Genomic DNA, 11,958 nt, shown 5'->3' on the forward strand with positions numbered 1-11,958 from the left:
CCCCGCTTACCCTTTTGTCCCCGTAAACGCAATGCCTTGCACGAAATACTTCTGAAGCAGGAGGAACAAGACGAGGATCGGCAGAATGGCAATCAGCGCCCCCGCCATCATTGGACCAAAGTCGGTCTGATGGTTAAACGAGAAAGCCTGCAGCCCCATCTGTATGGTCGCTTTAGCCGGATCGTTCAATATGATCATCGGCCACAGGAAGTTATTCCAGCCTCCTTGGAAGGTGAAGATCGAGAGCGTCGCAAGCGCCGGCTTCGTGAGCGGCAGATAGATGTTCCAGAAGATGCGGAACTCGCCCGCTCCCTCGATCCGCGCCATCTCCATCATGTCGGAAGGCAGCGTCAGGAAGAACTGCCGCATGAAGAATACCGCAAACGATCCGGAAGCCCCCGGCAGAATAATCCCCCAGAAGGAGTTCAGGAAGCCGTTGCCTCCGCCTCCAAGAATGTCATTGCCGCCAATCAGCGGGAAATGCTTCAGGACGTAGAAGCTCGGAATCATCGTTACGATGCCCGGGATCATCATGGCTGCCAGCAGGACCCGGAACAACGGCTTGCTCATCTTGAAGTTCAGCTTCGCAAAGGCGTAGCCGCTGATGGATCCAAAGAACAGGTTGCACAGCACGCCAGCCGTTGCGAGAATAAACGAGTTGGCGAAATACCCGGCAAACGGTACCGTTGTAAACGCGGCTTTGTAATGCTCCAAAGTAAGTGTTGACGGAATCCACTTGATGGGCACCGCGAAGATTTCATTGCTTGGTTTAAACGAAGTAATCAAACTCCAGAAAAACGGCAAAAACATTGCTACCGCTATAGCCCCCGCGACCAGATAGAAAAGGACGGTCGTTAGTACCTTTTTAAAGGCATAAGAAGGCGGCTTAGGAGCACGTACTGTTACTGCTTTGACAAATGGTTGTGCCATGACCGTTCTTCCTCCTAAAATGAATAATCACACAGATAGCCAAGAGAAGGCTATTTGTGATTTTTCATACTTCGTAAGCATCAACTTAATGAATAATCACACAGATAGCCAAGATAAAGCTATTTGTGATTTTTCATACTTCGTAAGCATCAACTTAATGAATAATCACACAGATAGCCAAGATAAGGCTATTTGTGATTTTTCATACTTCGTAAGCATTCGTTTTATACGATTGGTTCTTCGGATTTATTAATGCGCATGTTAATGAAAGAAAAGATTAAAATAGCCACTGCGAGCACAAAAGCTTGCGCGGAAGCGTAGCCCATCTTGAGCTGGTTGAAGCCTTGATTATAAATAAGGTATACCGGCGTCTTGGTCACGTTGCCCGGACCGCCTTGCGTCAGAACAAAGGCCTGGTCGAACATTTGAAGCGCCCCGATAATTGCCATCGTACTCACAAGGAAGGTTGTTGGACGAAGCTGCGGCCATGTAATGTAACGGAACCGGTCAAAAGCGGTAGCGCCGTCGAGCTTGGCAGATTCGTACAAATAGTCCGGCACGCCCTGCAGGCCTGCGATATAGATAACCATGTTGGAGCCAACCGACTGCCATAACGTCACCATAATAATGGAGAACATGGCCGTCTCGGTCTGGGCGAGCCAGGCGGGTCCGGTGATGCCGATATAGCTGAGCAGGTTATTTACAAGACCAAATTCCGGATGGAGCAGCCAGATCCATACGGTTGCCGCCGCAACGGCAGAGGTCAGAGTAGGCAGATAATTCATCGTACGGAACAGCTTCACGCCAAACCGTTTGAAGTTCAGCAGCATCGCAAGCAATAAGGAAATGATGATGTTAAGCGGTACAAAGACGACCGCGTAGAAAAATACGTTCTTGAAAGTCGTCCAATACAAATCATCTTCAAGCATCTTTTTGTAGTTATCGAATTTCACGAACTCCATCCGGCTCACCACGTCATAATTCGTAAAGCTTAAATAGAGCGCCATGACAACCGGAATGATGGTAAAAGCGATAAACAGCAGCATCGTTGGCGTAATAAACAGATAGGCCATCCGGGCTTGATGTTGGTTCAGCTTGCCCATTGAAGACATCGGCACTACTCCTTTCATAGGTGGCTCTCCCGCCGGCTGTATGAATGGATAAAGGGAGGTCTCCCTCCCTTTATCCTTCCTTATAGCCATGCAGGTCGGCCTTTATTTCACGTCTTCGTTGTCCGCGAGCTGCTGGTCTCCCCGCTGCTGCGCTTTCTTAAGGGTTTCCTCCGCATTCTGCTTCTTCTGCTGGTACAGCTCCAGATTCGGAATAAGCGCTTCGGTCTCCATTACGGAATAGCCCGGGTGGGACGGACGAACTTTTGCAAATTCAAGCGTTTCGAGGAATGGCTTGAAGAACGGATCATCCTGGAAGAACGGATCGTCAAGCGCCGGTTTGTAGCCAGGAATGTTCAGGCTCGTTTTCGCCCACAGCAGAGCGTTGTCCTTATTAGCCGTCCACCATTTGATGAACTCCCATGCCTCTGCCTGATGCTTCGAAGCTTCGGGAATAACCAGGCCAAAGCCGCCCATCACGCCGCCTTTGTCGCCGTTAGGTCCTGTCGGAGGCGGCACAACCCCAAAGTCCAGATCCTTGCCGTATTTCTTATAAGTGCTGAGCATCCATGGACCGTTATAAGTCATGGCAACCTTGCCCGTCGCGAACGCATCCGTGCCTTCGCCAAGACCTTGCTCAAAGCCGACTTTATACACTTTGTCCTGATTCATCATGCGGTCCCAGAAATTAAGCACCGCCAGACCTTTTTCATTGTTGAAGTTTGTTTTGCCGTCTTCGGTCAGCATTTGACCGCCTGCTTGCTGAAGATACATATTAAAGAGGCCGTTATCGCCAAGGGAGAAGCCCGCCACTTCGAGCTTGCTGCCATTCCACTTGGTTGTCTTAATCGCTACCTGCTCGAGCTCATCCCAAGTCGCAGGAGGCGTCGTTACGCCCGCATCGCTCAGCAGCTTTTTGTTATAGAACAAAGCGCGTGCATCAACGGTCAATGGAAGGCCGTACAGCTTGTCGTTATTGGACAATTCCTTCAGCGCTTCGCCATAGAACTCATCTTTGTTCAAACCGTCTTGCGTCATGAGATCATCGATTGGATGAAGGACGTTTTTCGGCGCGTACAGCGGTGTACGCCATCTGTCCCAGAGCAGAACGTCCGGTGCGCCGCCGGATGTAGCAGCCGTCAGGAACTTCGTAATCAAGTCCTGCTGCAGCATGTATTTCACGCGAATTTTATCCTGCGATTTGTTGAAGGCATCAACCATTGTCTGGAATTGCTTCTGGCCGTCGCCTGCCCAATCCCCCCAGAACGTAATCTCTACAGCCTTTCCGCCATCCGCATTTCCGGAAGTGTTACCCGCTTGCTCATTTGTTCCGCTGTTTGCATTCGTATTGCTGTTGCCGTTGCTGCTTGTCGTTGTTTTTGCGCAGCCGGCTGCTGTTGCCACAACCGTAACCAAGGCGATCATCGTGATCCATTTTTTCACTTTTCATGCCTCCCTTTTTTAGTTACCCTATCTATTTCAAAAGAAAGCTGCCTTTATTGGCAGGTCTCCTTATGAAATCGCTGTCATTTCGTCTGTACTCGAATTCCGCAGTAATCAAGCAGCAGCTCGCTGAACATCATGTTTGCCCAGGAGAACCAGGGGCGGCTGAACTGATAAGGATCATCCGCATGGAACCCTTCATGCATGAAGTTGGTACCGGCCGTTGTTGCTTCCATAAGATGGAGCAGCCGCTCTTTCTCCGCACGGTCTTCCGTCGTTAAGCCCTGCATCGCCAGCGCGATATGCCAGATGTATTGATGTGGCGTATGAGGACTGCCGATTCCGGATGCTGCTTTACCTTCAAAGTAATAAGGGTTGCTGCTGCTTAAGACAAAGCTCCGCGTATTGCGGTAGATCGGATCCTCCTGCGAGGTGTAGCCGAGATAAGGGATAGACAGCAGACTTGGCACATTCGCGTCATCCATAAAATTGTAATTGCCGAGTCCGTCCGTTTCATATGCGTAAATTTTTCCAAATTGCGGATGCTCGGTAATGCCGTATGTTTGAATGCCCTGATCAATTTCCCCGCCAAGCTTACCTGCGCGGGCTGCAAGCTCGCGATCGCCAAGGACTTCCTCCGCGATTTCCTTCAGGTATCTCAAAGCGACAACCGCAAACATATTGGCCGGCACAAGATAACCGTATGTACAAGCATCGTCGCTTGGGCGGAAGCCGCTCCATGTCATGCCCGTATAGCCGGTCTCCGTGCCTTTCCCCTCGCGCAGGAGCGTATCCGTCGGTGCGCAGTTAAAGCGCTGGAAGCTGTACGGCGAACTTGTCTCATGGTTTTGTTCCGTTGTCCATAAGTTCAGGATCGCATCTGACGCTTGCTTGAACGTCTCGTCGAACTGCGAGGTCCTGCCGGTATTTTTCCATAGCAGATAACTGAGCTGCAGCGGGTAGCAAAGCGAATCAATCTCGTATTTGCGCTCCCAGATGGAAGGACCCGTATCGGTCAGATCATCCTGATGGCCTTTGCCGCTTGGCCCGTTATTGAATGCATTCGCATAAGGGTCAATCAGAACCGAAGCCATTTGTCTCCGAACCAATCCTTCGATCAGATCCGCGAGCTCGGCATCCTCGGAAGCCAACACCAGAAACGGTCGAAGCTGAGCCGCCGAATCGCGAAGCCACATAGCTGGTATATCACCTGTTATAACAAATGTTGTTCCGTCAGGCATCCGCTGAATGGTCGTCTGCAGCGTATTCAGGATTGCTTTCTCGAATATGGCCGCCCAATTCGGATGATCCTGCAGTTTTTCCTTCATTCGGTCTAATAACCGCGTTAAGGATACGGGGATTTCTGTCGATTGCGTCATGCGTTTGTGCCTCCTTGTTCCCTTAAACCACTTTTTATAAAACGCTTTCATTTAATATTGCTATTATATTGGCATGTATATGGTATGTCAATATGTTTTTTATATATTGTTTATACCAATCTATCATACTATTTGATCAGGACTTATGGCATACAAAAAAAGCCCCCAGTCGGAGGCTTTTATCTGAATGACCTTAGTTTCTGTTTTCAATCGGTACATTAACGGGTATCTTGAAATACCAGATATACAATACACATAGCACAAGCATGATCCCGTAAGCAGCCAACGGCTTCTTATGGAAGAGCCACAATAGCGGGAACATGGTGCAATCAAAAAAGATCGACCAGTAAAGGCTCCATCCATATTGATAGATGATGCGATCGGTCAGCATAAAGAACCATTCGACCGCCACATAAACCCCGATGTACCTCAAGTAGTGAACGATAATCTTGTTTGTTTGCACAGGATAATTCGAGATGAACATTAACGCTGTTGCGGGAAAAATAACAAAGGTATACACCAATTCCGTCATGCTGTGGTTAGGTAAAAAGTCCGGCTTCAGCTTCCAGAGAAAATGGCCGGCGGTTAGAAAATTATACAGCAGGTTGCCAATGACAATAAACATCATGGTGGGATGATACCTCTGCCAATGTCTCCAATCCCCATATCTCCATGCTGCTAACAGCGTAATGACACCAAGAATCAAATGCATAGAACTGCCCCTCGTGAGTGATGCCAAATTGTAATGTTTCTGACCTTACCAAATATTGTGCTCTAACCTTTTTTTGGTTATTCGGACCATGCGAGCCTAAAACAAGACGCAAAAAAAGCCTCCTGGCAGGAGGCTTGAAGCAGCATTGCGATTATGAATGAGCCGGCCCCGTCGAATCGCTGATGACAAGCGAAGCGTCGAGCAGAATCTTATTGGGCACGGATTGTCCGCCGCGCAGCTTGAGCACGTTCTCGAAGGCGACGCGCCCCATCTCATGCTGGTTCTGGCTCAAATGAGTGAACGGGTAACGCCCGTTTGTCTCCGGGCAGTCAAAGCAGACAATGGAATAGTCATTCGGCACGGCCTTGCCCATCTGCTGCACCGCCTGATAGGCAATCTGCCCGATATTGTACTCGGTCGCGAACAAGGCTGTAATATGAGGATGATTGTTCAGATGATCGATAATCTTCTGAATATCCTCCTGCTTGTTCTCTTCCGTATTATGCTTGGGGAGGGTAGACGTAATATTCTCCATCCAGATTTCCCGGTCCACGACAATCCCCTTCTCTGCATGAGCTTGAATAAACCCTTCGATCCGCTCTTCAATCGCAGTCGTATCAACCGGCGGCGGCGTCAGAAAAGCGATGAATTTGTGTCCAAGCTCGAACAAATGATTGGTTCCGTCTTTGGCGGCGCCTACATTGTCCGTTGCGATCGAGCTAGCCGAGATTCCCTTCAAATGCCGGTCCACAAGCACAAACGGGAACTGGTTAATGACCAGCTTCAAGATTTCCGCGTTGAAATATTCGCCTTGTGCCGGGAAAATAATCAGTCCGTCCACGCCCAGCTCAAGCAATCCCTTAATTGCCTCCTCTTCGAGAGCCGGAATACCAAAAGTCCGGCGTAATACCAAATAACAGTTATGCTGTCGCGAAGCCTCCTCCATTCCATAGACCAGTCCGTTGCCGTAGCTGTCCGCAAAGTCGGTAATAACCAGACCAATCAGCAGCCTTCCGTCTTCTTTGCGCGTCCTCTGAGGAGCCGCTCCTGCGGCTAGAACCGACGACTTCGCCTGAGGAGCAGGCTGATCGGATACAAACGAGCCGCGCCCTGGCTGACGGATGATATAACCTTCGCTCGCAAGCAGCTCAAGTGCCTTCTTGCTCGTGATCCGGCTTACATTGTATTCATCGCCAAGCTCCTTCTCGGAAGGAACCCGGTCGCCAGGTTCGTATTTCTTCTCAAGAATGTCTTCGCGGAGTGCTTCAAAAATCCGTTCATACATCGGTTTCGATGATTCGTTCATCCTGTTTGTTCCTCCGTCTTCCAGCTGACAAGTGTCCCATATATATAACAATATATCATGGTATATTCCATTTGCCAAGATGGATTGACATATCAACTATAGAAATACGACATGAATTACACGCTCTTCACCATGTCCGGGCATTGACTGATCTGCTCATTAACAAAGAGAGGTCGTGCAGGATTAAACCCGCACAACCTCTCTTTGTTTTCCAGTGTGCTAAATCGGCATTTCCTTGCCCGTATAATCGACGAAGTTGAACTTGCCTTGCGGCACGATACGTCCCTCGGCAAGATCAAGAATACCTTTGGCGCTTTGACGCGGATTAGTAGGCGCATTCTCGCCTCCCATATCCGTCTTCATCCAGCCCGGATGAACGCTAAGCACCTGTATCCCCTGCTTCTTCACGGCAGACAACAGCTGCTGCGTGAACATATTGAGCGCCGTCTTCGAGATGCCATACGGATAATCGCCCGGATAAGCGTTACTGATACTGCCTGCTTCAGACGAAATATTAATAATGGCTCCGTTTGGTTCCGTAACAAGCGAAAGGAAATGCTTCACAACTCGCATGGGCCCAAACAGGTTAATGTCAAAGGACTTCAGAACTTCGTTCATATCCAGCTCTTCAATAGAAGTATTTCTTGCCTCCAGGATCGCTGCATTGTTAATGATGGCGCCAAGCGATCTGCCCTGCTGCTTCAGCGAAGCGGCGAGATCAGCTAGTCCCGCTTCATCGCTAACGTCAAGCTTAGCCAGCTCCAGCTGTGAGCCGTACTGCTCGGCAAGCGCCGCTAGCTTACCTTGTGTTGCAATGTCGCGGACACCTGCAATGACGCGATGTCCACGTTCAAGCGCTTCTGCCGCCATTTCGACGCCAAGCCCCCGGCTGGCGCCCGTAATAAGGATATTTGCCATGAAAATCCCTCCTTAATCTTCCAACGCTCTTAATATAACATATAGAAAAGCTATATTACTCTATCTCTTTCCATTCGATATAATTGGAAGGGATATCCACTGCTGTAATTGCGGAGATCAGTCTTAATAATCTATAACGTTCAAGAAGGGGACATCATTTTTTGGAAATATTAACGATTATATTTTCGCTTCTATTTTATGGCTATGCTTTTATGAATTACCGTTCCGATGCATTTATTTTTTACCTCACGATAGGGACCATTCTGTTCATTGTCTCTCTGTATTTCGCTATGACCGGAAAGAACAAGAGCAATTTCAGTTATGGCTGGCGGCCAATCATAGAGAAATATTAACGGGAGGCGCCTACTACCAGCATATCGAGATTACGCCCGTTACCCGCTTCGTTCAATATGATGCTCTCGTGTCATTTGGCGTCTTTCATTCCCATCGCCATAGCCGGTATTTCATTGAAGAGGTACATTTGACTCTGCTCCACAGAACGATTTTCTCCCTGATCACTTTGTTATTAGGATGGTGGAGCGTCCCGTTTGGCCCGATTCTTACAATCCCGATTCTCTGGCGCAATCTCAGAGGCGGGCATCGCAAAACCTATCAGGAATTAATGCAAGGCTAGCTGGCAGGAAACATTTTACCTTTAAAGGAGAGCATTTAAGGAATGGGTAACATTATCGGTGGCATTATCGGCATTATTATTGTTGTAGGTTTAATTATTCTTGCGTTTATGGCACCTTTCCTAATGGAAGGATGGAAGAAACGGCTTAAGAAAAGATGGGTTCCCGTCAAACACCGTATAACTCCTGAATCGCAGCAGGTCATTCAATCCATGGACTCTGGTGCTTATGAGGCACTTATTCAGCATATGAACCATTTCAATCGTAAGATGAGCATGTCAAAGGAGTGGATGACCTCCTCTTTTTTAAAAGAAGCGTATTTTCCTGAAACGCATACTTTTGACCCCTTGGTCTCGGTCGAGATGATGCTGCGCCACTTTGACAAAAGCTACCCCAGACGAGCAGGTATTCGTTACTTTGCGCTTGATAGCTCAGAACCTCTGAAGAACGGAAGCATTGCGGTTGGGATCACTCGTGTATACGAAGACAAGACTACCTCCAGGGTACGTTATATCTTAACTAAAAAGGATAGCCGCTGGTATCTCGATCATATCTCGAGACAATTCCACGGAATAATTGAGGAGATCACGAGAACCTCGCGGAATACAATCATGTATGAGCTGCTGCTTGAAGAAGGCGGCTCTCTCATGTACGAATCCCTAGCACCCGTTCCCGGAATTACCGCCGGAGACCGCGTACTTGCCGACGGGTACCTGATGACGGAGGAAACACTGGAAGGCTTGGTTTATTACAAGCTGCTTCAAATGGATAAGCTTATGGCAGCATAAACAGGGTTGGGCATATGCCCAACCCTGTTTTCCATGTAGGATGCTGCCGCTCCTTGCGTCGGAGCAGCCAAGGTCGTCCGCGATCGGGTGGCCGTGCTCGATAATCCAGATCCGTTTGAGCGCGCCGGTCTTCGTGCCAAGCAGCTTCTCGAACACCTTGGAAGCGTGCCCCGAGTGAAGAACGATCAGCCCCATGCCTTCCAGCACCCGGTCTCTTACCTTCTCCGCAACTGTCATCGCGCACTTCGTGATGGGCTAGATGTCCCCACCAGATGAGCACGTCCGTATTGTTCAGCACCTCATCGGTCAGACCATGCTCCTGCTCGGCGAGGTGAAACGGCTTCTCCGTTCCTGTGGCTTAAGCCTTGTCCCGGTAGATTTTGCGGTAAGCGGCTGGCGTCAGGCTCTCGAATTTCTTGAACGTCTTGATGAAATAGCCCGCGTCCGCGAATCCAAGCTCGTCGCCGATCTGAGCGACGGACAGCTCCGTGGTCTCAAGCAGCTCCTTGGCCCAGCCGATCTTCAGATGCGGTACAAAGACCGAGAAATTCTCCCCCGTCTCCTTCGTGAAGATCCGGCTGAAATAGCTTGGACTCACATGGCATATAGCAGCCATCTCCTTCAGATCCGCATTCTCGTGCTTATGGCGGTAAATATAATCAAAAGCCGGCTGCAGCAGGGAATTTCCCGCCTGGTACACGCTTGAAGACTTCTTCAGCTTCTTCCCGATCAGCGTGCTCGACAGTTCGCTTTGCAGCGCTTGGATATGCTCATACGACGAATCAATGGTTTGGATAGGGGCTGCCGCCGGATGCTCAAGCGACAAGCTGTCCCGGTACATCTGAAGCATATCGCTCTTGCGAATCGCTTCCTCGACAATATAATTGCACAGATGGTACAGCATGTCGGCGATCTTCTCGACTTCTTCGAAGGACAACACCGGCAGCGACTGGTATTCTTCCCGGAGCGCATGAAACTTTTTATCCGTCTCCACGTTTGGCGGCCTGGTTACAATCTGTTCAATCGGCACATCGGGATCGCTCAGCTTAATCTGCCCCGCCATTACCGCGCCGATATATTGATCATCAACCACGATCGGAATCGCAATATCGAGAATTTGAAAATGACATTGATAAATATAAGGCTTGTTCGACCGAACAGCCTCAAGTCCGCCCCGCGCATCGCATTTCTGGCAATACGAGGATAGCGTGGAATCCTTCCTTACCTCGCGGCAGAACGCCTGGCATTCGCTGTGCTTGGATACCGGAACCCCTTTGTAATCAACCGTAATGATCGCCATCTTCGTCACAAGAGACATGGAATCCTGAAGCTTATGCCATTTGTCGATATCCATAATTTGTTTCAAATCATATCTTGCGTTCATCGTGATCGCCCCAAACCCGCTTGCATGATAACTCCATTATACTAGAAGGCTCATCCAGGACAAAATAGTACAATTTCAGGAAGACTTGCGCATAAAAACACCATCGAAAACTGCTTTATTATGCGCTTATCGTACAATGCTTCTCTTTTCCCCTCCTTTTATAATGACAGTAGTCAGTTCGTAATTTGTGTAGTCATTCCTATTAGGAGGTTATTTATAATGAGAAAAGCATTTATCAGCCCAAGCAAATACGTACAAGGTGAAAACGAACTGCTTAACCTCGGATTTTTCGTTCAGACCTACGGCGATTCCGCCCTTCTTATTGCTCATCCCGACGATGTAAAACGCGTAAAGGACAAGCTGGACTTTACTTCTAATAAATTCCATATTACGCTGGTTGAAAGCGGATTCCGCGGCGAATGCTCCCGTGAAGAGATCGCAAGGCTGCAAGAGCTGGCCCGCGAGAAAAACTGCTCCTGCACCATTGGTCTCGGCGGCGGCAAAGCCATCGATACGGCCAAATGCGTGGCCGAAGGCGATGCGCTTATTATCGTTCCGACGATTGCGGCGACCGACGCTCCAACCAGTCATTCCGCCGTTATTTACACAAACGACGGTGCATTCGAGGATTATGCTTACTTCAAGTCGAGCCCTAGCGTTGTGATGATCGACACGACCGTTATTGCGAATGCCCCTGCCCGCTTCCTCGTATCCGGCATGGGCGACGCGTTATCGACTTACTTCGAAGCCAGAGCGACTTCCCGTTCCTTCTCCAAAGTAAACGCGGGTCTGCCTAACGGCGTGCATGCCGGCGCGGCGCCAATTGCCCGCGGAACCAAAGCGGCGTTTGCGCTTGCGAAGCTCTGCTATGAGACGCTGCTGGAGGACGGAATTCAGGCGAAATTGGCTTGCGACAGCAACAAAGTAACGACGGCGCTGGAGAACATCATCGAAACCAACATTCTGCTCTCCGGTCTTGGCTTCGAAAGCGGCGGCCTCGCGGCAGCCCATGCCATCCATAACGGCCTGACTGTTCTGGAAGGCACGCATCATTATTTCCACGGCGAGAAGGTTGCCTTCAGCACGATTGCTCAGCTGGTCCTGGAGAACGCGCCGAAGGAAGAAGTAAACGAAGTGCTTGCGTTCTGCGCGGCTGTAGGTCTGCCGGTGTGCCTAGCGGACATCGGCGTGGAGAGCATAACCGGCGAGGAGCTTGCGCAGGTAGCCGCGCTTGCCTGCATTCCGGAAGAATCGATTCATGCTATGCCATTCCCGATCACAGAGGAAGCCGTAGCCGCAGCGATTGTAGTAGCCGACCAGCTCGGCCAGGCTTTCAAACAAGGAAGGAAGTCGTAAG

At 49.6% G+C, this 11,958-nt stretch carries 10 protein-coding genes and 1 pseudogene; 2 read left to right on the forward strand and 9 right to left on the reverse strand.

From position 1 onward, the window contains the following. Window positions 1-6: 6 nt before the first annotated feature. From M3194_RS19100 to M3194_RS19130, 7 genes are all read right to left on the reverse strand, one after another. Window positions 7-930 (reverse strand): carbohydrate ABC transporter permease, encoded by a 924-nt coding sequence (locus M3194_RS19100; protein WP_251655661.1) that lies wholly within the window; start codon window positions 928-930, stop codon window positions 7-9. Window positions 931-1,154: 224 nt separating this feature from the next. Continuing rightward, entirely contained in the window at window positions 1,155-2,042 is an 888-nt protein-coding gene (locus M3194_RS19105) for a carbohydrate ABC transporter permease (RefSeq protein ID WP_251655717.1), read from the reverse strand. 102 nt (window positions 2,043-2,144) lie between these two features. After that, a complete protein-coding gene (locus tag M3194_RS19110; RefSeq protein ID WP_251655662.1) occupies window positions 2,145-3,482 on the reverse strand; it encodes an extracellular solute-binding protein in 1,338 nt (445 codons plus the stop codon). A gap of 83 nt (window positions 3,483-3,565) precedes the next feature. Further along, window positions 3,566-4,861 (reverse strand): glycoside hydrolase family 125 protein, encoded by a 1,296-nt coding sequence (locus M3194_RS19115; RefSeq protein WP_251655663.1) that lies wholly within the window; start codon window positions 4,859-4,861, stop codon window positions 3,566-3,568. Window positions 4,862-5,054: 193 nt separating this feature from the next. Further along, window positions 5,055-5,573, reverse strand: a complete 519-nt coding sequence (locus tag M3194_RS19120) for a CBO0543 family protein (RefSeq protein ID WP_251655664.1) — start codon at window positions 5,571-5,573, stop codon at window positions 5,055-5,057. A gap of 151 nt (window positions 5,574-5,724) precedes the next feature. Beyond that, entirely contained in the window at window positions 5,725-6,879 is a 1,155-nt protein-coding gene (locus M3194_RS19125) for a GntR family transcriptional regulator (protein WP_251655665.1), read from the reverse strand. 219 nt (window positions 6,880-7,098) lie between these two features. Then, entirely contained in the window at window positions 7,099-7,797 is a 699-nt protein-coding gene (locus M3194_RS19130) for an SDR family oxidoreductase (protein ID WP_251655666.1), read from the reverse strand. 676 nt (window positions 7,798-8,473) lie between these two features. On the opposite strand from M3194_RS19130, the gene M3194_RS19135 reads away from it, so the two are divergent. Then, on the forward strand, window positions 8,474-9,217 hold the full coding sequence (locus M3194_RS19135; protein WP_251655667.1) for a hypothetical protein: 744 nt from the start codon (window positions 8,474-8,476) through the stop codon (window positions 9,215-9,217). A 66-nt stretch (window positions 9,218-9,283) separates the two neighbouring features. Here M3194_RS19135 and M3194_RS19140 read toward each other — a convergent pair. Continuing rightward, window positions 9,284-9,548: pseudogene (locus M3194_RS19140) on the reverse strand (ThuA domain-containing protein); the annotation flags it as partial. 27 nt (window positions 9,549-9,575) lie between these two features. Further along, a complete protein-coding gene (locus M3194_RS19145; RefSeq protein WP_251655668.1) occupies window positions 9,576-10,601 on the reverse strand; it encodes a PocR ligand-binding domain-containing protein in 1,026 nt (341 codons plus the stop codon). A gap of 219 nt (window positions 10,602-10,820) precedes the next feature. Here M3194_RS19145 and M3194_RS19150 point away from each other — a divergent pair, with 219 nt between their 5' ends. Then, window positions 10,821-11,957 (forward strand): glycerol dehydrogenase, encoded by a 1,137-nt coding sequence (locus tag M3194_RS19150; RefSeq protein WP_251655669.1) that lies wholly within the window; start codon window positions 10,821-10,823, stop codon window positions 11,955-11,957. The last annotated feature ends 1 nt before the right edge of the window (window position 11,958 follow it).

Source organism: Paenibacillus glycanilyticus (assembly GCF_023715145.1).
In the GTDB taxonomy this organism is placed as follows: Bacteria; Bacillota; Bacilli; order Paenibacillales; family Paenibacillaceae; genus Pristimantibacillus; species Pristimantibacillus glycanilyticus_A.